This window comes from Vibrio sp. S/42/10, from assembly GCF_029890535.1.
In the GTDB taxonomy this organism is placed as follows: domain Bacteria; phylum Pseudomonadota; class Gammaproteobacteria; order Enterobacterales; family Vibrionaceae; genus Vibrio; species Vibrio cyclitrophicus.
Genome location: NZ_JAKMZC010000004.1, coordinates 306,764 through 332,321 on the forward strand (window position 1 = coordinate 306,764; position 25,558 = coordinate 332,321).

Here is a 25,558-nt window from a genome sequence, read left to right on the forward strand (position 1 = left end):
CGAAAAAACATCACTTGGTAGTAAAAAGAGACATCGCCTCTTTATTCCTGAAATTCCTGTGACAGAATAGCAGGCACGATAGGACATAATAACTCAAGTAGCCGTGACTGAAGACCGTAATTTCGACGATATTGCCCACAAATTTGCAAAAAATATTTACGGCTCTGACAAAGGAGAGATCCGTCAGATCATCGTATGGGAAGATTTAGAACAAGCTTTGAGCAAATTTGATGGTTCCATATCTCCGTTGCATATACTCGATGCTGGCGGTGGGCTTGCACAAATGTCGCAAAAAATTGCGTCGCTTGGGCATAATGTTTCTCTGTGTGACCTCTCTTCTGAAATGCTGAAACTAGCAGAAGAAAGTATCAGCGAAGCAGGTTTGCTAGAGCGGTATCGTTTTATCCACTCTCCCATTCAGAATGTGGCAGAACATCTCGATGGGAAAGTCGATGTTGTGATGTTTCATGCTGTGATGGAGTGGTTAGCGAATCCGAGAGAGGCGCTTGATTTATTACTTGAACAAGTAAAGCCGGGTGGTGTTGCTTCGATAATGTTTTACAACCACCACGGATTAGTCCTGAAAAATGTGATTTGTGGCAACATTCCTCATGTATTGAATGGGATGCCACATCGAAAACGGTTTAAGCTGCAACCACAGAAAGGCTTAAAGCCTGAAGAGGTTTATCAATGGATAGAAGACGCTGGTCTAGACATCTGTGGTAAATCAGGCATTCGTTCTTTCAGTGACTACATAGGTAATATGGAATACATGGGCGATTACCAATTTGAAGATGTATTGGAACTAGAAAAACAGCTATGTCGCCAAGAGCCATATCTGTCGCTAGGCCGTTATATTCACGTTTGGGCTCAAAAACCTGCGCAATAACAGCGGTGAATGTGGTAAAAGAAGCCACAACATGCGCTATGCAATCGTAACAAGCCCGCGTCATAAAGAAATAGGCGTCATATCTAACACGTTCGATATGACGAAGAACAGTAACAGGAACCACAATGAGTGAAATGACTCAAACTGCCGAAGAGCAGCCAATTGATGAGTTGGTGGGCTGGGTCAAGCAGCATGATTTTTCATTAAACTTGCCACCAGAGCGCTTAGCATTTTTGATTGCTATCGCAGTACTAAGCAATGAAAGGTTCGATGAAGAGTTGGGCGAGGGTGAATTGCACGATGCATTTACTATCGTCACTCGACTGTTTGAAGATACTGGCGAAGCGTCTGCGTTTCGTGCCAACAACGCCATCAATGAGTTGGTTAAACAGAAGTTGATTAGCCGGTTTACTAGTGAGATCACGGATGGTGCAAGCATTTATCGCTTATCTCCATTGGCGATTGGTATCTCAGATTATTACTTACGTCACCGCCAGTTTTCCAAATTGAAACTGTCTATTCAGCTTTCTATGGTTGCAGATGAGATGGCAAAAGCCATTGAAGCCGCTCAGAAAGGTGGAACTCCGGGACATTGGAGAAGGAATGTTTACGGCGTGCTCAAATATTCTGTTGGCGAAATTTTTGATCAGATCGATCTTAACCAACGTGTTATGGATGAGCAGCAACAAACCGTCAAACAGCAAATTGCGGATCTTTTAAACAAAGATTGGCGAGAGGCGATTAACAACTGTGAAACCTTGCTATCAGAAACCTCGTCCACGCTAAAAGAATTGCAAGACACCTTGCAAGCGGCGGGTGATGAACTGCAAACACAGATCCTCGATATTCAAGAAATTGTTTACGGTGATGATGAACTCGAGTTCGTTGGCGAAACTCTGTTTGGCTTGCAGATGAAGCTCGACCGAATCACAAGTTGGGGCCAACAAGCGATCGACTTATGGATCGGCTACGACCGCCACGTTCACAAGTTTATCCGTACCGCGATTGATATGGATAAAAACCGTGCCTTTAGCCAACGCTTGCGCCAGTCGGTTACCGACTACTTTGATGCGCCATGGTTATTGACCTACGCCGATGCTGATAAACTGACTGATCTTCGTGATGAAGCGCTTGTGCTTCGTGATGACGAAGTGATGGGACAAGCGCCGATCGACGTAGAGTACGAAGAATTTGAGCAAGTGAATGATCTGCTTTCAGAACGAATTGCAGAGATGTTAAAAGCTCACAAACAGCAAGGCGCGCCAATTGACCTTGGCCTTGTGTTACGCGATTACCTCGCAGCACACCCTCGCACACACCATTTTGATTTAGCCAGAATTGTTGTCGACCAAGCCGTGCGCTTAGGTTACTCAGAGTCTGACTATCAGGCTATTCAGCCAGATTGGCAGGCAATCAACGATTTCGGTGCAAAGGTACAAGCAAATGTCATTAACAAGTACTGATGATTACATGCCAGAGAAACTGGTAAAAGCGATAGCGAACCCACTGTTCCCTGCGCTAGACAGCATGCTGCGTTCAGGCAAGCATGTTTCAACCGAAGACCTAGATAACCACGCGTTGCTGTCTGATTTTGAAGTTGAGCTTCAGCATTTCTACCAACGCTACAATACGGAATTGGTGAAAGCGCCAGAAGGTTTCTTCTACCTGCGTCCGCGCTCTACGTCTCTGATTGGTCGTAGTGTATTGTCTGAACTAGACATGTTGGTTGGTAAAGTGTTGTGTTTCTTATACCTAAGCCCTGAACGTCTTGCTCATGAAGGTATCTTCACCAATCAAGAACTGTTTGATGAATTGATGTCGTTAGCAGATGAGAAAAAACTCATGAAGCTCGCAACAAACCGCGCGTCTGGTTCTGACCTAGACAAAGAAAAGCTGTTTGAAAAAGTGCGCACTTCTTTACGTCGTTTACGCCGTATCGGGATGCTGATTGCGATAGGCGAGACGGGCAAGTTTCGTATTAGCGAAGCGGTGTTCCGCTTTGGTGCTGATGTTCGTGTTGGCGACGACATGAAAGAAGCGCAATTACGTCTTATCCGTGATGGTGAAGCTGTAGTTCATACCCAAGAGCCAAACCAAGGCAGCTTGCTAAATGAAGAACAAGCGGAAACTGTATCAGAAGTAGATTCAGACGTAGACGAAAACGGTCAACAAGACATTTTTAACGATCAAGCCGGCTTTGACCTTGAGTCAAATGATGGCGAACAAACAAAAGTAGAAGGTGAAGCATGATTGAAAGAGGTAAGTATCAATCATTAACCATGGTCAACTGGAACGGTTTCTTCGCACGTACTTTTGATATTGATGGATTGGTTACAACGCTTTCTGGCGGTAACGGTGCAGGTAAGTCGACCACAATGGCGGCATTCATCACAGCACTGATCCCAGACCAAAGCCTTCTGCATTTCCGTAATACAACGGAAGCGGGCAGTTCGCAGTCATCTCGTGATAAAGGCCTTTACGGTAAGCTTCAACCTGGCGCATGTTATGCGGCGCTAGATGTTGTGAACTCTCGTAATCAACGCCTGTTGTTTGCAGTAAAACTGCAGCAAGTTGCGGGTCGTGACAAGAAAGTAGACATCAAGCCGTTCGTTATCCAAGGCCTTCCTAGCCATGTGAAACCAACGGATGTACTGATTCAGAACGTTTCAGACAGCCACGCTCGTGTATGTCAATTGAACGATGTGAAAGCAGCAGTTGCACAATACGAAGGCGCTCACTTTAAAGCATTCTCTTCTATTGTTGATTATCACTCACAGATGTTTGAGTACGGTGTAGTACCGAAGAAACTGCGTAACAGCAGCGACCGTTCTAAGTTCTACCGTCTAATTGAAGCATCACTTTACGGTGGTATCTCAAGTGCGATTACACGTTCTCTGCGTGATTACCTTCTACCGCAAAATGGTGGTGTGAAGAAAGCATTCCAAGATATGGAATCGGCGCTGCGCGAGAACCGCATGACGCTAGAAGCGATCAAGACAACTCAGTCGGATCGTGACTTGTTCAAGCACTTGATCACGGAATCGACCAATTACGTGGCAGCAGATTACATGCGCCATGCCAACGATCGTCGCAACAAGCTTGATCAAACCATGAAGTTCCGTGGTGAACTGTTTGGTTCTCGTGAAACCTTGCTTGATCAAAACAACTTGTTGAACCGCGTTCAAGAAGAACTAGAGTTACTTGTCGACCAAGAATCGGCACTAGAGCAAGATTACCAAGCGGCTTCGGATCATCTTCAGTTGGTTCAAACTGCACTTCGCCAGCAAGAGAAAATTGCTCGTTATAGCGAAGATCTAGAAGAGCTTAATGAGCGTCTAGAAGAGCAGATGATGGTGGTTGAAGAAGCTCAAGAGCGAGTACTTCTTGCTGAAGAGCAGGCAACCATTACTGAAGAAGAAGTGGATAGCCTGAAAACTCAGCTTGCTGATTACCAACAAGCGTTGGATGTTCAGCAGACTCGTGCACTTCAATACCAGCAAGCGGTTCAAGCATTAGAGAAAACTAAGCAGCTGCTTGGTGATGAATCTATCACTGCAGAAAGCGCATCAACCTTGGTTTCAGAGCTAAAAGCACAGGAAGAATCAAGTACTCAAACTCTACTGGCGACGAAACATAAGCTCGACATGTCTTCTGCTGCCTCTGCACAGTTCGACAAAGCGCTGTCTCTTGTTAAGAGCATTGTTGGTGATGTTGAGCGTAAAGATGCGTCTCACAGTGCTAAACAAGCCCTAGAAAAAGGCCGCAATGCCAAACACGTTGTTGAAAATGAACAACAGTGGCGTGCTCAGCACCGCGATATAGCTCGTGATGTAGCACAGCAGCGTCAAGCAAAAGAGCTTGCGATCGAATATCAAAAACAACATAACGTTTCGCTGACTGACGAAGCGGTTTTCGATGAAGAACGCGAACGTCATACCATGCAGATCGAGTCTCTAGAGTACGCTCAAGAAGAACTGCGTGAAGCGAAGAGTGAGCAACGTCGTGTACAACTAAACTACGACCAAGAGATTCAGAAGCTTGAATCAATTGCTCCGGCGTGGATTACAGCTAACGATGCACTTGAAGCGCTAAGAGACCAAACAGAAGCTGAGCTAGAAGACAGCCAAGCAGTGATGACTCAAATGCAGCAAGTGCTTGAAGACGAAAAGTCTCAAGCAGTAGCAAAAGATCAGCTAGCCACTCGCCGCGCTGAACTTGAGCAAGAAATTGAGCGTTTAGCATCTCCAGGTGGTTCAAACGATCCTCGCTTGAAGGGCCTAGCAGATACCCTTGGTGGTGTGCTGCTTTCTGAGATCTACGATGATATCACCATTGGCGATGCACCCTACTTCAGTGCGATGTACGGTCCAGCTCGTCATGCGATTGTGGTCTCTGATTTGGATGGCATTAAAGAGAAACTGGTCGATCTTGATGACTGTCCAGAAGACCTTTATATCCTAGAAGGCGATGTAGACGCGTTTGATGATAGTTCATTCAATGCCGATGAGCTTGAAGGTGCGGTGTGTGTTCAACTGAACGATCGCCAAATGCGTTACTCTCGCTTCCCTGAGATCCCGCTATTTGGCCGTGCGGCTCGTGAACAACGCCTAGAAAAATTGCGTGAAGAGCGTAATGTGGTCGTTGAAAACCACGCCAAAGCCGCGTTTGACTCTCAAAAATTGAATCGACTATACCAAGCATTTAATAGCTTTGTTGCGAAGCATCTGCACGTTGCGTTTAACGCAGACCCAGAACAAGCACTAGCTGCGATTCGTGATAAGCGTAATCAAATTGTTCGTTCTCTGGCTGAGCTTAACTCTAAAGAGCAGCAGCAACGCAGTCAGCTTCTACAAAGCAAGCAGGCACTTGGTGCATTAGATAAATTAGCGCCAATGGTTCGTATTTTAGAAGACGAAACATTGGCTGATCGCTTAGCTGAATTGGAAGCGCAACTAGAGCGTTTAAGTGAAGCCAAGTCTTACTTGAATACTCACGGTAAAGCGCTTACTTCTCTAGAGCAAATCGTATCTGCACTAGACGTTGACCCGGAGCAGTTCGAAGCTTTGGAAGCCGAATATCGTCAAGCAGACAACGCGCTACAAACGCTAAAAGGTAAAGTGTTCGCGCTGTCTGATTTGATTGAGCGTCGTCACTACTTTGCTTACGCGGACTCTGTTGATTTGCTTAATAAAAGCAGTGAACTGAGCGAGCAATTAAAAGCGAAATTGGTTCAAGCTGAACAAGCAAGAACTAAAGGCCGCGATGGCTTGAAGCAAGCTCGCGAACAGATGAACCAATACAACCAAGTATTGGCGGCACTGAAGAGCTCACATCAAGCGAAACAAGAAACGGTTCAAGAGTTCAAACAAGAGCTACAAGAGTTTGGCGTAAACGCTGATGAAGGCGCTGAAGAGCGTGCTGTACGTCGTCGTGACGAGCTTCAAGAACGTTTGCACACGTCTCGCAGCCGTAAGAGCGAATACGAGCGTACGATTACGTCAACAGAGCTTGAGATGAAAGCACTGGCTAAGCGTCTTAAGAAAGTACAGAAAGAGTACACAGAGCTTCGTGCCTTTGTAGTTGCAGCCAAAGCTGGCTGGTGTTCAGTACTTCGCTTAGCTCGTGAAAATGATGTTGAACGTCGCCTACACAAGCGTGAACTGGCATACCTAACGGCGGGCGAGCTTCGCTCTATGTCGGATAAATCACTGGGTGCGCTACGTCTGGCTGTCGCTGACAATGACGATTTACGTGATTCACTGCGTTTATCTGAAGACAACGCACATCCAGAGCGTAAGGTTCTGTTCTACATTGCGGTTTACCAGCACCTCCGTGAGCGTATTCGCCAAGACATCATTCATACGGATGATCCGGTCGAAGCAATCGAAGAGATGGAAGTAGAGCTAGCTCGACTAACAGAAGAACTGACGCAGCGTGAAAACCGCCTGGCGATTAGCTCTGAGTCAGTAGCTAGTATCATCAAGAAAACGATTCAGCGCGAGCAGAACCGTATTCGAATGCTGAACCAAGGTCTGTCTAACATTTACTTTGGTCAGGTTAAGGGCGTACGTCTGAACGTTAAGATCCGTGAAAGCCACGAGATCTTGCTATCAGGGTTAGCGACTCAACAAGAACAACATAAAGACTTGTTCGAATCAACGCGCTTTACTTTCTCAGAAGCGATGGCGAAGTTGTTCCAACGTGTGAACCCACATATCGACACGGGTCAACGTTCTCCGCAAGTTCTGGGTGAAGAGTTACTCGATTACCGTAACTACCTAGAGCTGAGTGTTGAAGTTAACCGTGGTTCAGATGGTTGGTTACAAGCAGAATCTGGTGCATTGTCTACAGGTGAAGCGATCGGCACTGGTCAATCAATCCTATTGATGGTTATTCAGAGCTGGGAAGAAGAGTCTCGTCGACTTCGTAGTAAAGACATCGTTCCATGTCGTTTGTTGTTCCTTGATGAAGCCGCACGTCTGGATTCTAAGTCGATCTCTACGCTGTTTGAACTGTGTGACCGTTTAGGTATGCAACTTCTGATTGCTGCGCCAGAGAACATTAGCCCAGAGAAAGGCACAACCTACAAACTGGTTCGGAAGGTCTTCAAAGACCACGAACATGTACACGTTGTTGGACTAAGAGGCTTTGCCCAAAATAAACCGGCATCTCCGGTGCAAGAGCTTCTCGAAGAAGCTGAGCAATAATCTTGATAGCCGAGTTATGACCTTGATAGCTAAGCTATAAGCTCGATAGCGCCTCGATGATATTTATTCAAAGCCCCTAATCAATAGGGGCTTTTTTGTACCTCAAATCTTACTCCTTACAAGTTATCCAGCCCTCTATCATTCATACGTTTTCCTATATTCATGCAACTGTTGTTTCAGTCTTTCTCATGCACGGATAAGACCACTTATAATTGTGGGTATTATCAATGGAACTTGTTTGAGGTCACACGCACAAAACCACAAATAATGTATGGTAATGACATAGATTTAATAATATTAATAATATTGTATTACTTATTTTTCAATTATTGATAACTCGCAAATTTGCGAAAGGTAAAGGCAGGGCATAGTTATGATTCAAATCGTCATTGATGGGAAATTTCGAATCGTCGAACAAGGACAAACCGTTCTTGAAGCGGCAAAAACATGTGGTTTGGAGATTCCATCTTTATGTGGTTTGAACAAAACAGCGGATAAAGTACCGTGTGATTTGTGTGTTGTTGAGGTAGATGGCGTTGGTGTGACTCGCTCTTGTGAGCTTGAAGTGTCTAATGGGTTGGAGATTACGACTCAGTCAAAGCAACTGACTGTTCATCGACAAGAAGCACTAAATCGTATAATGACAGATCATTACGCTGACTGTGAGGCGCCATGCCAAACGGCTTGTCCTGCTGGGGTCGATATCCAATCTTACCTGCACCATATTGCTCAAAATGATCACATTAAAGCGATTGAAGTGATTAAAAAGACATTACCAATGCCACTTTCAATTGGTCGTGTGTGTCCTGCTTTTTGTGAAACTGAATGTCGTCGTAATTTGGTCGATGAATCGATCGCGATTCGCCAACTCAAGCGACACGCTGCCGATGCTGACTTAGCGGCTCAAGAGAGCTATATGCCAGCTAAGAAACCAAATAAGGGTAAGAGCATCGCAATTGTCGGCAGTGGCCCTGGCGGTCTTACTGCAGGTTATTATCTATCTAACGAAGGCTATGACGTCAGTGTCTATGAATCGATGCCCAAAGCAGGTGGTTGGCTGCGTTATGGTATCCCTGAATATCGTTTACCTAAGTCGATTTTAGATAAAGAAATCGAACTCATGTGTCGTAATGGAATGGTGGTTGAGTGTGACAAAAAACTGGGCGTCGATTTTACACTGTCTGATTTAAGCAACGGTTTCGATGCCGTTTGTTTAGCGGTTGGTGCATCGCAAGCGGTTGAAATGAACTATCTGGGTAGCGAGCTCGGTGGTTGCTATTTGGGTGTCGATTACCTTAAAGATTACGTGACCGATCAGCAGTATGTCACAGGAAAAAAGGTAGCAGTGATCGGTGGCGGTAACACTGCAATTGACTGTGCTCGAACAGCGGTACGTGATGGCGCTGATACCACGCTAATTTACCGTCGCACTCGAGATGAAATGCCAGCAGAAGATTACGAAATAGAAGAAGCTGAACATGAAGGTGTGAAGTTCCACTTTTTGACTAACCCGGTAGAAAACATAGCCGATGAAAATGGCCATGTAACAGAGATAAGATTGGAGCGTATGGCTTTAGGTCCTGCTGATGCTTCAGGTCGTCGTAGCCCTAAACCAACCGGCGAATTCTTTGCTGAAGCATTTGATACCGTTATTGCTGCAGTATCGCAAAAGCCTGATCTAAGCTTTATGGATAACGAAGAGATTGATATTCCACTGACACGTTGGAATACCGCGGACGCTGATCCGCAGACGATGTATACGGGCACTGGTAATATATTTAGTATTGGTGACTTTCGACGTGGTCCTGCGACGGCAGTAGAAGCGGTAGGAGATGGGCGTATTGCTGCGCAAGCGATTGACCGATTCTTCAACGGTGATATGGAAAATATTCCCGCTAAACCGTTCAACTCAAGAAAGCACAAGCAGCTAAAAGCAGTCGATCCTGAGCAATACAAATCTATACAGCGCATGGCGCGTAAAATCATGCCAGAGCTCACCCCAGAACAACGCGAGCAAAGCTTCGATGAAGTCGAAACAGGCTTTGATAATGCAGATGCAATAGCGGAAGCAGCGAGATGCCTAGAATGTGGCTGCCAAGCAAATACAGATTGTGATCTGAGAGATTATTCGACTGAATACAAGGCCACGCAAACACATCCAGAGTACAAAATCGATGTGGCTTCGAATGAGAACTGGCAGGTGATTCGTGCAGAGGAATCCAAAGTTGGTTCGACACGGCAGAAGTTTGCTGTCGATGATAGTTCTGAATTCATCATCTTTGACGCCAACCGCTGCATCAGTTGTGGTCAGTGTATCCAAGCTTGTCGCGAACAGAATGTTCATGGTGTTCTAAGCTTCATGAATCAGTCAAATGGCAAGCCAGCATCAAGGCCTGAGTGTCGCCCTAATTTTGAAGCAGACAAGACACTAATGGGTGATTCTAACTGTGTTCAATGTGGCTCTTGTATTCAGGCTTGTCCTACCGGTGCGATGGTGGATGCGCGTGATAGAAAGCAAGGTGACACCGATACTCTTAAGAAAGTCGATACTATCTGCACCTACTGTGGTGTGGGTTGTAAGCTAACCATGCACGTTGATGAAAAGCAAAATAAGATTCGCTACATCGAAGGCGCAAACTCTCCGGTTAATGAAGGCATGTTGTGTGTTAAAGGCCGATTTGGTTTTGATTTTGTTGGTAGTGATGCACGCTTAACTACGCCGCTAATACGCAAAGATGGTTGGTTACAACCTGCTAGTTGGGATGAAGCGATTGCGCTCATTGCAGATAAGTTTACCGCGATTAAACAAGGTTTTGGTAGCAATGCCTTGGCGGGCTTCTCGTCAGCTAAAACGACTAACGAAGATAACTATGCATTCCAAAAATTCATACGTCGAGAACTTGGAACTAACAACGTCGACCACTGTGCTCGTCTTTGTCATGCTTCGACTGTTACAGGTTTAGAGGCTTCGCTGGGCAGCGGTGCAATGACCAATGATATTCCAAGTATCAAGCACTCAGATGTGATTTTTATCATAGGTTCAGACACGACTTCAGCACACCCAATTATAGGCTCACATATCAAGCAAGCGGTGAGACATGGTGGAGCGCGATTGATCGTCGCTGATCCAAAACGAATCGATATTGCGGACCATGCGGAACTCTACTTAGCGCATCGCCCGGGTACTGATGTGATGCTGATTAATGGTGTGATGCAGCAGATCATCAAACACGGTTGGTATGACCAAGATTATATCGAAGCTCGTGTGGATGGCTTTGATACCTTGCTCCAAGAGGTCATGTCACCAAGCTACTCTCTCGATAAAGTGGAATTGGTGACTGGCGTTAAAGCGGAAGACATCTTCGCAATGGCACGTTTGATTGGTACTGCAGAGCGCACAGCGGTGTATTACTCGATGGGGATTACACAACACACCACAGGCCACGACAATGTACGCTCAATCGCTAACCTGCAACTTTTGTGTGGCAACATTGGTATTGAAGGTGGTGGTATTAACCCTTTACGCGGACAATCTAACGTGCAAGGTGCTTGTGATATGGGGGCTTTGCCAAACAACTTGCCGGGTTATCAAAAGGTTTATAACCCGATGGTGCGCCAGAAGTTTGCGATGGAGTGGGGTGTTTCCGAACTTCCTGCTGAAACGGGCTTAACGCTTACTGAAATTATTGATGGCGCCTGCCATCGGAATGTTCGCGGTTTGTACGTAATGGGTGAAAACCCTGTGCTCAGTGACCCAAATCAAGCGCATGTAATTGAAGGGCTTGAAGCTTTAGATTTCCTTGTGGTCCAAGACATTTTCTTAACCGAAACGGCGCAGTATGCTGATGTTGTTTTACCATCTTGCTCGTTTGCTGAAAAATCTGGCCACTTCACCAATACAGAGCGTCGTGTTCAGCGTATTAATGCTGCGGTTAATCCACCCGGTAATGCGAAAGAAGATTGGGTGATTATCCAAATGCTGGCCAATGCAATGGGCGGTGGTTGGGACTATAAAACCGTTGCCGATATCACCAATGAGATAGCACGTGTAACACCACAGTATGGTGGTTTACGTTGGGAGAATATTACGGTCAATGGCGTGCAATGGCCGAGTAATAAGAATAACCCTGATGGCACTCGTATCATGCACCAGACCCAATTTACCCGTGGGCGTGGTCAAATGGAGGCGATTCCGTTTAGATACGCTGCGGAGTTACCGGATGAAGAGTATCCGTTAGTTCTAACGACAGGGCGTATCCTAGAGCAATTCCATACAGGTACTATGACGCGTAAAACCAAAGGCCTGGATAACTTAGCGGGGCCACGTGCCATGGTGAGTATTCATGATGCTGAAGCGTTAGGCATTTCGAATGGTCAGATGCTCAAGGTATCAACGCGTCGTGGGGAAATAGAAATCGCGGCTTTTGTAACTAAGCGAATGCAAAAGGGCGTGGTATTTATTCCATTCCATTTTGTCGAATCACCGGTTAACCGTTTAACGACGACAGCGACGGATCCACACGCGAAGATCCCTGAATTTAAGGTGGCGGCTGTGCGAATTGATCCCATTCGTGAGCCTGAGAGTGAAGTAGCAGAGGCTTCGCTCGGTTCGTTAAGTTAAATTACAGGTATTAAAAAACCGCGTAACTCTCAGAGCTATGCGGTTTTTTATTGAGCTAGATTCAGTATAAATTACTTGCTCAGTCGTTTGGCTTTTTATTAGATGAGCTTAGCTCGGAACTATTTCGTTTCCGTGAACACCAAACTGCTTAGCAGCGTAGGCAACACGCTCTGCAGGTTTAGGATATTCAGCGGGTGTGCCTAGGTTTTCAATATGATGCAAGCGAGGTAATAAACCAGCACCGTTTGCAATTTGTATTGCCAATCCAGGACGAGCATTGAGCTCCAGTACCATTGGGCCTTCTTCTTGGTCTAAAACCATGTCCGTCCCCATGTAGCCTAACCCCGTCATTTCCCAAGCACTTGATGCAAGGGTCAGCAGTTTCTCCCAATGCGGCACCTGAAGTAGCGCCAACTCTTTACCCGTATCTGGGTGGTGTGTCACTGGATGGTCAAACTGAACCGCACGAACGGCCTTGCCGGTTGCGATACAAATACCGACACCCACAGCACCTTGGTGCAAGTTCGCCTTACCATCAGACGCGGAAGTGGATAGACGCATCATTGCCATTACAGGGTAGCCCTTGAATACAATGATTCGAACATCTGGCACACCCTCGTAACTGAAGCCGTCAAAACACTCATCGAACTTAATCAGGTTTTCAACTACAGCGACATCATTCTTACCACCGAGTGAGAAAAGGCCAGCTAGCGCGTTACTGATGTGGCGCTCTACATCTTCTTCATTAATGGTTGAACCGGATGGTTTAGTATAAACGCCGTCCTTATGAGAGGTAACAACAAGAATGCCTTTACCGCCACTACCTTGAGCTGGCTTGATTACAAAACCTGGCCACTCTTTAACCATCTTGTGGATTGTTTTTACTTCAGCTTGATGACCAATCACGCCAATCAACTTTGGTACGGTTGCACCTGCTTGTTCAGCAATGATCTTAGTCTTAAGCTTGTCATCAACCAGTGGATACTTGGAACGATCATTGTAGCGACCAATATAACTATGGTTACGCTTGTTCATCCCCATTATGCCTTTGTCTTTCAACTTAAACGGTGAAGTAAATTGATCAAACATAACTTAGTCCTCCGCTAGCGGTTTAAAGCGACGAAGCTCGGTTAGGCGGTAGCCTGTGTAGTTACCTAGTAGCAAGATGGTCGCTAGAATAACCAGCTGCAAACCAATAAAGTTGAACGTTAAATGTTGAATGAACGGGTTAGTCATACCTAAGTAAACAAGTACCGCGGTAAATAGTGAGCCGCCACCTTGTAGTACAACTTCTTTCGCGCCTTCTTCTTCCCAAAGGATAGACATACGTTCGATAGTCCAAGACAAGATAATCATTGGGAAGAACGTAATGGATAGCCCTTCAGTTAACCCTACTTTAAACGCGACCACAGTAAACACGGAGATAATCATGATCACCGTAATGATTACGGCGGATATCCTTGCAACCAATAAGAGGTTGAGTTTGGACAAGTAACTGCGTATGACAAGACCTGTACCGACAATTAATAGGAAGCCGACAATACCGGTTACAAGTTGAGTTTGAACAAACGCTACCGCAATCAGTACCGGCATGAACGTACCAGACGTTTTCAAACCGATGATGACGCGTAAGAACACAACAATTAGGGCACCGATAGGGATCAGCATGATGGTTTTAAACATCGCTTGTTCTTCTAACGGTAGGCTGTGGATTGATAAGTTCAATAGCTGATCAGCTGATACTTTGCTGTTGGTTGCTTCAGTTGGCGAAACCTCTTGAGCAATCATAGAGAAGTGAACTTTACTGTTCTGGCCACCTACAACGTCCAATAGAGATACGTTCGACTCATCCCAGATGAGTAGGTTTTGTTGCACTTGTTGTTGGCTTGATTCAGGAGAGAATAAAATCCATTGGTCATTATCCCAAATTTGAATCATGTTCTGGATGGATTGACGACGGCGTCCATCTTCCAGTTCGATAACACCAACTACTTTGTTGTGTATTTTTGCTGCTGAAAGTAGCTTGTGTGTCGCTTCTACTTTCGTCATGTTGTTCAGAATCAGCGCTGAGTTTTGGCTGTCAGGATCGTTAAGCGTTTTGATTAGCTCACGAGTGAACGTTAGATTGTCAGCTGAACGTTTAGTCGCTCTATCGATCAATGCAAGAGATGCCGCTTCCTCTGGACCGTCGAAACTTGGCTGTGTAACTTCCCCCTCTGGTGGGGTATCGTTCACTTTTGCTTGGTTGTCGACTAAGAATTGTGTTTTGTAGTAGATGGTTTGCGGTCCATCTGCATAGCGAATAGACCACTCTGCACGGCGACCTGATTCAGTATTCAAATAAGAAATACCGTAACCTGGTGATGAAGCCGATTCGCCGATAAGCGTATAGTTAGACTGAGTATGAGGAGCGGCTAGTGAAACTTTTGCTTCTTTACCTACTGCGTTGAACTCGATGCGAGCTTCAACATCCCAAACTTGCCTAGTTTCCCCTGGAGTCCAAGGTACGCCGTAGGTGGTATGTCTGAACATACTCAACGTTATACCTGCTACGATGAGCAGGAAAATAGAGATATAAAATGGAATTCTAGACGTCATAGCTTACCCTACTATTGTTATTTAACTTCCGTTTGTACGTACTTTTTACTTACATCTACTAGCGCTATGTCTTTGATAAATTCGCGCCCTAGTAATACAGGGTGACTCATTTGAGAGCGATCCGCCAATGTAAATTGCGCTTTTTCATGGATTTTTCCAACTTTCACCCATAATTCGATCACAGCTCGACGTTCTGCTTGATCATTGGTTGATTGACGGATTTTTACATAACGTACAACAGGTGCTTCAATCCATTTCTGGTCTTCTACGGCTTGTGCTTTATCGTCTAGATGGAACTTAACCCAATTCTTACCATCACGTTCGAATTCTTTGACGTCGACAGCGTTCAAAGAAGAAGTCGTTGCGCCAGTATCAACACGAGCATCAAAGCTCTGCTTGATAGAGTCAATAGATACTTTTTCGATTCCTCCAAGAATGGTTGGCTGCAATGTTGGGGCAATAGGTGCCGCAGCAACCGCAACCGGTTCCTCTTCCGTTAACTCTTCAATAACGCGGTGTTCCATGTTTGTTAGATGAACATCTAATTGATTAGATAGGGTAGTGATTTCATCTTCTAAGCTTTCAATGTAATCACTTTGATTGCTTAGTTGCAGTTCAAGATTTTGAACCTTATTTGCGATGTTTGTCTCTGAGCGGGAAATAGCGTCGAGAGTTTCTTGGTGGTAGGCCGCACCGTTTGTCAGGGTACAGCCAGAGAGCAAACCAACCGCCACAATTGGCGATAATCGCTTAAACATAAAAAAACCTTTGAGAATTAGAGAATAGTTCAGACTATTTAAGAGTTTAGCCCACAAAAAAGGATGCGTGAAGCATCCTATTGTAAGAGTCTGGTCATATTGAATCGCAATGTGAGCGCTGCGCCAATTATTGCTATTTTAAATAGCTCACTTATTAAACATAAGTCAACTTTTGTTCAATTTACGCTCTTTGAAGTAGAGCTCTCAGCGCAGAAAATTATGATTTCTTTACCACAAGAAATGTTGATTTTGTGGCCTGAAATTTAAAGTTTTGTTGCTGTCGAGTTCGTATTCTTATTGCTATTAAGTTTATGGCTTTGTCGCCACTAGAATCGCACGTCGTGGTGCAGGGTGACCTTCTACTGTTTTACTTGGATCGTTCGGGTCTAAGTAATCAGGTAGAGAGTTGTGCGTCATCCATTCTGTTGTGCGTTGTTCACCAATCGTTGTGACATTTTCGTCAACAATACGTACGCCTTCAAAGCCAACCTGTTCAAGCCAACGTTTTAGAGCGCGAGCTGATGGGAAAAAGTAGACATTTCTCATTTGCGCGTAGCGGTCAACAGGAACAAGAACAGCGTTTTCGTCACCTTCAATCACTAACGTTTCAAGCACCAATTCGCCACCAGATACCAATTGGTCTTTTAATTGGATCAAATGATCAAGCGGTGAACGGCGGTGGTAAAGCACACCCATGCTGAATACCGTGTCATAGGCTTCTAGCTTTGGCAGCTGCTCAATACCTAGAGGCAACAGGTGAGCGCGTTGATCATCGCCCATCAACTTACGAATCGCTTCAAACTGAACCAAAAATAGGTGAGAGGGATCGATACCCACCGTTAAGCGAGCACCTTCGCCAAGCATACGCCACATGTGGTAGCCATTACCGCAACCTACATCGAGTACAGAGCGGTTTTTAAGTGGTGAGATATGCGGAAGTACACGGTCCCATTTCCAGTCGCTGCGCCATTCTGTATCGATATGAATGTCATGAACGGTATAAGGACCTTTACGCCAAGGGTGGAACGTCTTTAATAAGCTCTCTAGCTTTTTAAGCTCACCCGTTTGAAATGGTGTGCTGCTGCCGATAGTCACAGAGTTCTTTAAATCAACTTGATCAGGCACGCCTTGTGGGATCTTGTTCAGTGCACGTAACCAACGGTCAAAGTCACCGTGCTCTGCATTTTGCCAATCCGTCAGCTGTTGAGGAAGAATATTGAGCCACGGCTGTAGGCGAGTGTCTTGGGCAATGAGTTGATAAAAGTTAGCAAAATTAAACATGAATAATATTAACCGTTGTGGAATTCATAATGTGTACAGCCTTATAGCCATAACACAGGGAAATTAAGGGCTAAAATATGAGAGCTTCAGACTTTAGCCAATTGTGGTTCAGCGCTATTTAATCGCGAACATCGAACCGAAGTTGAAGCATTGGAACCACACTTCGCTACTTGAGAAGCCAATCTTTTCAAAACGCTGCTTATGAACTGGAATTGAATCTGGACGCATCACATTTTCGATAGCGCTGCGTTTCTGGCTGACTTCCAGCTCGCTGTATCCGTTAGCACGTTTAAAGTCGTGGTGCAGGTCGATAAGCAATTCATTTGAACTTTCGTCTTCGAATACGTATTTTTCTGACAGGATTAAGATCCCACCAGGACGCAGGCCCGCATGAATTTTCTCAAGTAATGCGTATCGGTCGTCCGGAGACAGAAATTGCAGCGTGAAGTTCAGCACCACAACAGAGGCGTCTTTAATTTCGATTTCACGAATATCCGCTTCAATCACTTCGACAGGTGTATCGCTGCGGTAAGCATTAACGTGCAATTTACAGCGCTCAACCATCGCTTCTGAATTATCAACAGCGAAAATCGTGCAACCTTCTTGTTGAATGTGTCTGCGCATTGAAAGCGTAGCCGCGCCAAGAGAGCAACCTAGATCATATATATTTGAATGTGGCTTTACAAAGCGCTCAGCTAACATGCCGATCGCAGAGATGATATTGCTGTAGCCGGGCACTGAGCGTTGAATCATATCCGGAAATACTTCAGCAACCCTTGCATCAAAGGTGAAGTCTCCAATTTTATCAATAGGAGCGGAAAAGATATTGTCTGTGTTGCTCATGGCATTCTCTCTCGACAGTCAGCGTAATTGGCACAGATTTCGTACCAAATAAAAGGGGACGTATTTTACGTAAAAAAAACACTGCTGTCACGAAAACTGAGATTACTCCTAGTGTTTGGCTGTATATAAGGGTGAGGGATTAAAACATCGAGATTTGATGATTGCCTTTCTGTGCCGGAAACTGAGCGAGATCGGGTAATAACAATGACGTATTTTCAGACACTTGCTTTTGTAAGCGCTTATAAATAGCTATCGCAAGCTCAGGTGCGTGATTATTGTCTGGGGTGTGGATCATTAAATAGGGTTGTTTGCCCTCACTAAGCCAGTTTGGAATTTTGGCAAACCAAGGCTTAAAAAACTCAATATTAGGTCCTTGGTCTGTGTGGCCAATAAATCGAATCATCGGGTTATTGGCCGTCGCAATCGCATGAACGGGAACACGCGGCTTTTTCTGATGCGCATCGATCACCGCTTCCGTGGTTGGTGGCGCTGAGAACACAGGGCGACTGTCCATAATGATGCGATTGATGCCTTCCTCAACTAGCCACTGATTGAAGCGCTTCTCTGCATCACCCTTATCAAAGAAACCCAAGTGTCGAACTTCAACGCCAAGCAGCATGTCTTTTGGAAATAACGTACAAAACTTTTGTAGGGCAGGCAGCATGCTGGGCTCAAAACTGTGTGGCAGTTGAATTGTCCATTGACCAATGCGATCGTGGAGTGGCGACATAGTCATCAAGAACTCTTTGAGCTCAGCTTGGCAGTGTCTGAGTTGTTGCTGGTGGGTAATGAATTTGGGCAACTTAAAGGTGAACCTGAAATCATCGTGACTGGCGGCTTTCCAATTATGAACTGTCGACATACTTGGCGTAGCGTAAAAGGTCGTGTTGCCCTCAACGGTATGAAAAACTTGCGTGTACTTTTCTAGGCGTTCGGCTGGCTTGGTGCCTCTGCCATAGAACTGACTTTGCCATTCAGAGTGAGACCACATGGTTAATCCAAGTCTTAAAGGTAAAGTTTCTGCTGTTATTTCACGATCATTCATCTATTACACCGTTATCCATCACGCCCTAAAATCTACTGTACGAGAGTTTTGCTGATTAAGGTACTTTCGAGATATAATTATCGCAATTTTCCTGGTTTTGGTGAATCTTTGCGCACTTGGTGGGCTAAAAAGCAGCAAAGCCAGATAAAACACAATAAATTCGAATGTGGAAGGTCGATTTTAGGCGAGTTTCCGCGTATAAATGTTCCTTTGCTCTGTTGTGTGGAATGACCACTGACAGCTTGGAAATTAGTAAATAATTAAGAGATTGGGAAATTCATTATGCGTACCCATTACTGTGGTAACCTGAACAAGTCCCTGGCGGGACAAACTGTAGAATTGTGCGGCTGGGTAAACCGTCGCCGTGATTTAGGCGGTCTTATCTTTATTGATATGCGTGATCGTGAAGGCATCGTTCAGGTTGTTGTCGATCCAGATATGAAAGATATCTTCCCGATCGCTAACCAACTGCGTAATGAATTCTGTATCAAATTTACTGGTGAAGTACGTGTTCGTCCTGACAGCCAAGTAAATAAAGACATGGCTACTGGTGAAGTAGAGCTTTACGCGACAGGCCTAGAGATCATCAACCGTTCAGAAGCGCTTCCACTAGACTTCAACCAAACGAACTCTGAAGAGCAACGTCTTAAGTACCGTTACATCGATCTTCGTCGCCCAGAAATGAGCGACCGTATCAAGCTTCGTGCACGTGCTTCTAGCTTCGTTCGTCGTTTCCTCGATGAGAACCTATTCCTAGATATCGAAACGCCAGTACTAACGAAAGCGACTCCAGAAGGTGCTCGTGACTACCTAGTACCAAGCCGTGTTCACAAAGGTAGCTTCTACGCACTTCCTCAATCTCCTCAGCTATTCAAGCAACTGCTGATGATGTCTGGTTTTGATCGTTACTACCAAATCGTTAAATGTTTCCGTGATGAAGATTTACGTGCTGACCGTCAGCCTGAATTTACTCAGATCGATATCGAAACATCGTTCATGACTTCTCAAGAAGTACGTAACGTGACTGAGAAGCTTGTTCACGATATGTGGAAAGAACTTCTAGATGTTGAACTAGGCCAATTCCCAGTAATGCCTTTCTCTGAAGCGATTCGTCGTTTCGGTTCTGATAAGCCAGATCTACGTAACCCACTAGAGCTAGTTGACGTTGCTGACTTGGTTAAAGACGTTGAGTTCAAAGTATTCTCTGGCCCAGCTAACGACGAAAAAGGTCGCGTAGCGGTTATCCGTGTTCCGGGCGGTGCTAAGCTAACTCGTAAGCAAATCGACGGTTACGCTGAACACGTAAACATCTACGGCGCGAAAGGCTTAGCTTGGATGAAGGTTAACGATCGTGCTGCAGGCATGGAAGGTATCCAATCTCCAGTTGCTAAGTTCCTAAACGAAGATGTGATCAACGGCATTCTTGAGCGTACAGAAGCTGAGTCTGGCGACATCATTCTATTCGGCGCAGACAAAGCAAGCATTGTTGCAGAAGCAATGGGCGCACTTCGTATTAAACTAGGCGATGATCTAGAGCTAACTGACAAGAAAGCGTGGGCTCCTCTTTGGGTTATCGATTTCCCAATGTTCGAAGAAGATGGCGAAGGCAACCTGCACGCAATGCACCACCCATTCACATCACCACTTGGTGTGAACGCGGAAGAGCTAAAAGCGAACCCAGCAGCAGCTAATTCTGATGCATACGATATGGTAATCAACGGCTACGAAGTGGGCGGCGGTTCGGTACGTATCCACAACGCAGAAATGCAAACGGCTGTATTCGGTATCCTAGGTATCGAAGCACAAGAGCAACAAGAGAAGTTCGGCTTTCTGCTTGAAGCTCTTAAGTACGGTACGCCACCACATGCTGGTCTAGCATTCGGCCTTGACCGTTTAGCAATGCTTCTTTGTGGTACAGAGAACATCCGTGACGTTATCGCATTCCCGAAAACAACAGCAGCAGCATGTCTATTAACAGACGCGCCAAGCCTAGCAAACCCAGCATCACTGGAAGAGCTAGCAATCGCTGTTAACTTAGCTAAGAAAGAAGACTAATCAAACGATTAAGCTCAGCTTTCTAATCAAGCAGTGAGTTTTCGATAGAGCTTAAGTCTTAGATAGCACTTTAGCTTTCAACAAAACTTAGTTTTTGATAGAACTTTTTCTTTCGCAGAACAACGAAATGCCCGTTAATTTGACGGGCATTTTTTTTTGCGTCCGATATACTAAGTTCATAAAGCATGTATAAATAATCAGTATTTGAAGTTATGTCTATTATCTTAGGGATTGACCCTGGCTCTCGCATTACCGGCTATGGCGTGATTCGTCAAAATGGTCGCCATCTATATTACTTAGGTAGCGGTTGTATTCGCACGTCAGAAAAAGAATTGCCGGGTCGCTTAAAGCAGATCTATGCCGGTGTGAGCGAAATCATCACCCAGTTCCAGCCTGACGTATTCGCGATCGAACAAGTGTTCATGGCGAAGAATGCTGATTCAGCACTTAAACTTGGTCAAGCGCGTGGTAGTGCGATAGTGGCTGCGGTGAATGCAGACTTGCCTGTACATGAATATGCGGCTCGTTTGATTAAACAAGCGGTGACGGGTAACGGTGGTGCTGACAAGTCTATGGTTCAGAATATGGTGATGAGCATGCTTAAGTTACCAGCCAAGCCACAGGCTGATGCTGCTGATGCTTTAGGTGTAGCGATCACTCACGCTAACACCAATAAAACTTTGATAGCGCTTGCGGGTAAAGCAACAGGTGCAAGAAAAGGGCGTTACCGATAACCTAGGCTATGGCGTTTCTGAAGCCAGAATCATTCGGTTTCTCAAGCTAAGCAAGCTTAAATAAATCATCCCAATAAACACAAAGAACTGGATAAGCATCCAGTTCTTTTATATTCTGTCCCTCAAATTATATTCCATCAAGAGAGTGAATTGTGATCGGACGTCTACGCGGTACATTAATAGAAAAACAGCCACCAGAATTACTAATCGAAGTGAGTGGTGTTGGTTATGAAGTTCAAATGCCAATGAGCTGTTTTTATGAATTACCAAACGTTGGCGAAGAGGCAATTATCTACACTCACTTTGTTGTTCGTGAAGATGCGCAACTACTTTATGGTTTCAACACGGTTAAAGAGCGTGCGCTGTTCCGTGAAGTGATTAAAGCAAACGGTGTTGGCCCTAAGCTTGGTCTTGGTATTCTCTCTGGAATGACGGCGAGCCAATTCGTTCAGAGCGTTGAGCGTGAAGACATCTCTACGCTAGTGAAACTGCCGGGTGTGGGTAAGAAAACAGCAGAGCGTCTGGTTGTTGAAATGAAAGACCGCTTGAAAGGGTGGGGTGCAGGTGATCTATTTACTCCTGCAACGGACGCAGCGCCAATGGACTCACTGCCAACGGTTCACGATGCTGAAGAAGAAGCGGTAAGCGCACTACTTGCATTGGGTTATAAACCGACTCAAGCATCTAAAGTTGTAGCTCAAGTGGCTAAAGATGGCATGACCAGCGAACAATTGATTCGCGAAGCATTGAAGTCGATGGTTTAATCTCCCATATACTTGTTCTATATAATAGACTCATTCACTTTGCCTTTACACAGATTCAAGAAGCGCAAAGTCAGGAAGAGCAGAGTTAGGAATAGCAAAATTTATGATTGAAGCTGATCGCCTGATTGCACCGGATAATCCGGTCTTTAAAGATGAAGATGTTGTCGACCGTGCAATACGTCCAAAGGCGTTAGCCGACTATCAAGGTCAGGACCACGTTCGCAACCAGATGGAAATTTTCATTCAAGCAGCACAAATGCGAAATGAAGCTCTGGACCATTTGTTGATATTTGGCCCTCCTGGTTTAGGTAAAACCACATTGGCAAACATTGTCGCGAACGAAATGGATGTTAGCATTCGCACGACTTCAGGCCCGGTATTAGAAAAAGCGGGCGACTTGGCCGCTCTGTTGACTAATCTTGAAGAAAACGACGTGTTATTCATTGATGAGATCCACCGTTTAAGCCCTGTGGTTGAAGAGGTTCTATATCCAGCAATGGAAGACTACCAACTGGATATCATGATTGGTGAAGGGCCTGCGGCGCGTTCTATCAAGATTGATCTTCCTCCCTTCACATTGATTGGTGCTACCACGCGTGCTGGCTCACTGACGTCTCCACTGCGTGATCGTTTTGGTATTACTCAACGCCTTGAGTACTACAAAGTCGAAGATCTACAAAATATCGTTCAGCGCAGTGCTGATTGCCTTGGACTTTCGATGGAGTCGGAAGGAGCATTAGAAGTTGCTCGCCGTGCTCGAGGTACACCGCGTATAGCAAACCGTTTATTACGCCGTGTGCGCGATTATGCGGAAGTGAAAGGCGATGGGCATATTTGCCCAGACGTGGCGGACAAGGCACTCAATATGTTGGACGTCGATGCCAAAGGTTTTGACTATATGGACAGAAAGCTTCTACTCGCGATTATGGAGAAGTTTGGTGGTGGTCCTGTGGGTATTGACAACATGGCAGCAGCCATTGGCGAAGAGAAAGACACCATTGAAGATGTGCTGGAACCATACTTGATTCAACAAGGCTACTTGCAACGAACCCCGCGAGGCCGAATTGCTACCGACAGAGCGTATTTACACTTCGGAATCGACAAACCTTCCAATCGTTAGATTATTCATTTTTAAAGATCCCAGTTGCATAAGCACTGGGATTTTTTGGTTTTTATTGAATAACAACTCTTTGAGCAAGTCGATAAAAAGGCCGAGTATCGGATCTCAAAAATGGAAACTTTGATTCCGAGTTTGATTTAGGTAACAAAAAATGAAATAACTTGTCATATCTTTTGTTAATACTTTATAGGTAGTTGTGATTTGCATGTTGTAGCGATGTCTAGCTTTTGTCACGGATATTAAGCGCTGTTATTAATGGAAGCTAAATTGGTGTGATTTTAATCATAGTTGTTCAAAAATAACTCTAATTTGCTGGACTAATATTGATACAAATCAAAGCAAGCTTCTCCTATAAACCTTTTGAAACATACTGATTTTACAAGTAATATTAGCGCTAGCTATATTAGCTCATGCTTAACAATAATCTAACTATAACGGTACGTTTTTGCTACAAATTTCAATTTGTAATAACAATTACATAAATTGTTTTAACATGGATTTTTGCGGTGATTAATCACACAAGTGTCATTCAGCCGACACAAAGGAGTTACCATGATTGATGTTGTTGATCTGTCGCGATTGCAGTTTGCATTTACAGCGATGTATCACTTCTTATTTGTTCCACTGACTTTAGGTATGGCATTTCTACTTGCCATTATGGAGTCAGTCTATGTAATGACTGGCAAGCAAATTTACAAGGACATGACTAAGTTCTGGGGTAAATTGTTTGGTATTAACTTTGCCCTTGGTGTAGCGACAGGCTTAACCATGGAGTTCCAGTTTGGTACTAACTGGTCTTACTATTCTCACTACGTTGGCGACATCTTTGGTGCTCCGCTAGCTATCGAAGCGCTTGTTGCATTCTTCCTAGAGTCTACTTTTGTTGGTCTTTTCTTCTTCGGTTGGGACAGGTTGTCAAAGCGTCAACACTTAGCAGTAACGTGGTTAGTCGCTCTTGGTTCTAACTTCTCAGCGCTTTGGATCTTGGTAGCAAACGGCTGGATGCAAAACCCAGTGGGTGCAGAATTTAACTTTGAAACGATGCGTATGGAAATGGTGAGCTTCGCTGAAGTTGTACTAAATCCAGTAGCACAGGTTAAATTCGTGCATACGGTAGCGTCTGGTTACACAACGGGTGCAATGTTCATCCTTGGTATCAGCTCATACTATATTCTTAAAGGTCGTGACGTTGCCTTTGCTCGTCGCTCTTTTGCGATTGCAGCCTCTTTCGGTATGGCGGCAATTTTGTCAGTTATCGTGCTAGGAGATGAATCTGGTTACGAGCTTGGTGAAGTTCAAAAAGTAAAACTAGCTGCTGTTGAAGCAGAGTGGCACACTGAAGAAGCACCAGCCGCGTTTACTGTTTTTGGTATTCCAAACCAAGAAACAATGAATACTGACTACGCAATTAAAATTCCTTACGTAATGGGTATCATCGCAACACGTTCTCTTGATAAAGAAGTAACGGGCCTGCGTGACCTACGTGATGATCACGTTGATCGTATCCGCACTGGTATGTACGCGTATGAGTTGTTAGAAAAGCTACGTGCAGGCGACAAATCTGAAGAAAACATGGCTGCGTTCGACGAAGTGAAAGGTGACCTAGGTTACGGTCTACTTCTTAAGCGCTACACAGACGACGTTGTTGATGCAACAGAAGACCAAATCCAAATGGCTGCGGATGATTCTATCCCAACAGTTTGGCCTCTATTCTGGTCATTCCGTCTGATGGTTGCTTGTGGCTTCATTATGCTGTTTGTATTCGGTGCTGCGTTTGTTCAAACGTGTCGTCAGAAGATTGAACAGAAACCATGGGTACTTAAAGCGGCGCTGTTCTCAATCCCATTGCCTTGGATCGCGATTGAAGCGGGTTGGTTCGTTGCTGAGTTTGGTCGACAACCATGGGCGGTTGGTGAAATCCTACCGGTTAACGTTGCCGCATCAGCACTAACTATCGGTCAGCTTTGGACTTCTCTATTCGCAATTCTTGCACTTTACACAGTGTTCTTGATTGCTGAAGTTTACCTAATGCTGAAATTCGCACGTAAAGGTCCAAGTAGCTTAAAGACAGGCCGTTACCACTTCGAACAAAACGATAGCTCTGTTGAAGACAAAGTTAGCCGTTCAGTTGAAGTATAAGTGA

The 25,558-nt window shown here is 45.0% G+C and carries 16 protein-coding genes; 10 read left to right on the forward strand and 6 right to left on the reverse strand.

Going from position 1 to position 25,558, the window contains the following annotated elements:
* Positions 1-103 precede the first annotated feature (103 nt).
* The 5 genes from cmoM to fdhF all read left to right on the forward strand — a co-directional run bounded on the left by cmoM (position 104) and on the right by fdhF (position 12,217).
* Positions 104-889 carry a tRNA uridine 5-oxyacetic acid(34) methyltransferase CmoM gene (gene cmoM / locus L8S15_RS07155; protein ID WP_016768412.1) on the forward strand — a complete coding sequence of 262 codons (786 nt, stop codon included), beginning with the start codon at positions 104-106 and terminating at the stop codon, positions 887-889.
* A 125-nt stretch (positions 890-1,014) separates the two neighbouring features.
* Positions 1,015-2,352, forward strand: coding sequence for a chromosome partition protein MukF (gene mukF, locus L8S15_RS07160; protein ID WP_280572261.1), 1,338 nt, complete (start codon positions 1,015-1,017; stop codon positions 2,350-2,352).
* Positions 2,333-3,139, forward strand: a complete 807-nt coding sequence (gene mukE / locus L8S15_RS07165) for a chromosome partition protein MukE (RefSeq protein ID WP_016768409.1) — start codon at positions 2,333-2,335, stop codon at positions 3,137-3,139. Before mukF ends, mukE begins: the two co-directional genes overlap by 20 nt.
* Positions 3,136-7,596, forward strand: a complete 4,461-nt coding sequence (gene mukB, locus L8S15_RS07170; RefSeq protein ID WP_010437808.1) for a chromosome partition protein MukB — start codon at positions 3,136-3,138, stop codon at positions 7,594-7,596. The genes mukE and mukB overlap by 4 nt, the downstream gene beginning before the upstream one ends.
* 373 nt (positions 7,597-7,969) lie before the next feature.
* Positions 7,970-12,217 (forward strand): formate dehydrogenase subunit alpha, encoded by a 4,248-nt coding sequence (gene fdhF / locus L8S15_RS07175; RefSeq protein ID WP_280572264.1) that lies wholly within the window; start codon positions 7,970-7,972, stop codon positions 12,215-12,217.
* Between the two features lie 108 nt (positions 12,218-12,325).
* Here the strand turns inward: fdhF and L8S15_RS07180 are convergent, their stop codons facing one another.
* The 6 genes from L8S15_RS07180 to L8S15_RS07205 all read right to left on the reverse strand — a co-directional run bounded on the left by L8S15_RS07180 (position 12,326) and on the right by L8S15_RS07205 (position 18,742).
* Positions 12,326-13,306: an alpha-L-glutamate ligase-like protein gene (locus tag L8S15_RS07180; RefSeq protein WP_010437811.1), complete on the reverse strand. Its 981-nt coding sequence runs from the start codon at positions 13,304-13,306 to the stop codon at positions 12,326-12,328.
* 3 nt (positions 13,307-13,309) lie between these two features.
* Positions 13,310-14,815: an inactive transglutaminase family protein gene (locus L8S15_RS07185; protein WP_016786660.1), complete on the reverse strand. Its 1,506-nt coding sequence runs from the start codon at positions 14,813-14,815 to the stop codon at positions 13,310-13,312.
* A 17-nt stretch (positions 14,816-14,832) separates the two neighbouring features.
* The gene (locus L8S15_RS07190) at positions 14,833-15,573 is read right to left on the reverse strand and encodes an ATP-dependent zinc protease (protein WP_010437828.1); all 741 of its coding nucleotides are present in this window, start codon (positions 15,571-15,573) and stop codon (positions 14,833-14,835) included.
* A gap of 309 nt (positions 15,574-15,882) precedes the next feature.
* Positions 15,883-16,854 carry a tRNA 5-methoxyuridine(34)/uridine 5-oxyacetic acid(34) synthase CmoB gene (gene cmoB, locus L8S15_RS07195; RefSeq protein ID WP_010437830.1) on the reverse strand — a complete coding sequence of 324 codons (972 nt, stop codon included), beginning with the start codon at positions 16,852-16,854 and terminating at the stop codon, positions 15,883-15,885.
* Between the two features lie 114 nt (positions 16,855-16,968).
* Positions 16,969-17,697, reverse strand: a complete 729-nt coding sequence (gene cmoA, locus L8S15_RS07200) for a carboxy-S-adenosyl-L-methionine synthase CmoA (protein ID WP_010437832.1) — start codon at positions 17,695-17,697, stop codon at positions 16,969-16,971.
* A 139-nt stretch (positions 17,698-17,836) separates the two neighbouring features.
* Positions 17,837-18,742 (reverse strand): DUF72 domain-containing protein, encoded by a 906-nt coding sequence (locus L8S15_RS07205; protein ID WP_016799803.1) that lies wholly within the window; start codon positions 18,740-18,742, stop codon positions 17,837-17,839.
* 282 nt (positions 18,743-19,024) lie between these two features.
* Between L8S15_RS07205 and aspS the strand changes: the two genes are divergently transcribed.
* The 5 genes from aspS (at position 19,025) to cydA (ending at position 25,554) form a co-directional block, all read left to right on the forward strand.
* Complete coding sequence (gene aspS / locus L8S15_RS07210) at positions 19,025-20,797, forward strand: aspartate--tRNA ligase (protein ID WP_010437836.1); 1,773 nt, start codon at positions 19,025-19,027, stop codon at positions 20,795-20,797.
* 212 nt (positions 20,798-21,009) lie between these two features.
* Positions 21,010-21,531 carry a crossover junction endodeoxyribonuclease RuvC gene (ruvC, locus tag L8S15_RS07215; protein ID WP_008219936.1) on the forward strand — a complete coding sequence of 174 codons (522 nt, stop codon included), beginning with the start codon at positions 21,010-21,012 and terminating at the stop codon, positions 21,529-21,531.
* Positions 21,532-21,683: 152 nt separating this feature from the next.
* Positions 21,684-22,295, forward strand: coding sequence for a Holliday junction branch migration protein RuvA (gene ruvA, locus L8S15_RS07220; RefSeq protein ID WP_010437841.1), 612 nt, complete (start codon positions 21,684-21,686; stop codon positions 22,293-22,295).
* Between the two features lie 103 nt (positions 22,296-22,398).
* Complete coding sequence (gene ruvB, locus L8S15_RS07225; RefSeq protein WP_280572273.1) at positions 22,399-23,415, forward strand: Holliday junction branch migration DNA helicase RuvB; 1,017 nt, start codon at positions 22,399-22,401, stop codon at positions 23,413-23,415.
* A 552-nt stretch (positions 23,416-23,967) separates the two neighbouring features.
* On the forward strand, positions 23,968-25,554 hold the full coding sequence (gene cydA / locus L8S15_RS07230; protein WP_010437845.1) for a cytochrome ubiquinol oxidase subunit I: 1,587 nt from the start codon (positions 23,968-23,970) through the stop codon (positions 25,552-25,554).
* The last annotated feature ends 4 nt before the right edge of the window (positions 25,555-25,558 follow it).

Bases quoted from the DNA above. Each gene is read 5' to 3' on its own strand.
- mukF (WP_280572261.1), top strand. From the start codon at position 1,015: ATGAGTGAAATGACTCAAACTGCCGAAGAGCAGCCAATTGATGAGTTG.
- mukE (WP_016768409.1), top strand. From the start codon at position 2,333: ATGTCATTAACAAGTACTGATGATTACATGCCAGAGAAACTGGTAAAA.
- mukB (WP_010437808.1), top strand. From the start codon at position 3,136: ATGATTGAAAGAGGTAAGTATCAATCATTAACCATGGTCAACTGGAAC.
- fdhF (WP_280572264.1), top strand. From the start codon at position 7,970: ATGATTCAAATCGTCATTGATGGGAAATTTCGAATCGTCGAACAAGGA.
- L8S15_RS07180 (WP_010437811.1), bottom strand. From the start codon at position 13,306: ATGTTTGATCAATTTACTTCACCGTTTAAGTTGAAAGACAAAGGCATA.
- L8S15_RS07185 (WP_016786660.1), bottom strand. From the start codon at position 14,815: ATGACGTCTAGAATTCCATTTTATATCTCTATTTTCCTGCTCATCGTA.
- L8S15_RS07190 (WP_010437828.1), bottom strand. From the start codon at position 15,573: ATGTTTAAGCGATTATCGCCAATTGTGGCGGTTGGTTTGCTCTCTGGC.
- cmoB (WP_010437830.1), bottom strand. From the start codon at position 16,854: ATGTTTAATTTTGCTAACTTTTATCAACTCATTGCCCAAGACACTCGC.
- cmoA (WP_010437832.1), bottom strand. From the start codon at position 17,697: ATGAGCAACACAGACAATATCTTTTCCGCTCCTATTGATAAAATTGGA.
- L8S15_RS07205 (WP_016799803.1), bottom strand. From the start codon at position 18,742: ATGAATGATCGTGAAATAACAGCAGAAACTTTACCTTTAAGACTTGGA.
- aspS (WP_010437836.1), top strand. From the start codon at position 19,025: ATGCGTACCCATTACTGTGGTAACCTGAACAAGTCCCTGGCGGGACAA.
- ruvC (WP_008219936.1), top strand. From the start codon at position 21,010: ATGTCTATTATCTTAGGGATTGACCCTGGCTCTCGCATTACCGGCTAT.
- ruvB (WP_280572273.1), top strand. From the start codon at position 22,399: ATGATTGAAGCTGATCGCCTGATTGCACCGGATAATCCGGTCTTTAAA.
- cydA (WP_010437845.1), top strand. From the start codon at position 23,968: ATGATTGATGTTGTTGATCTGTCGCGATTGCAGTTTGCATTTACAGCG.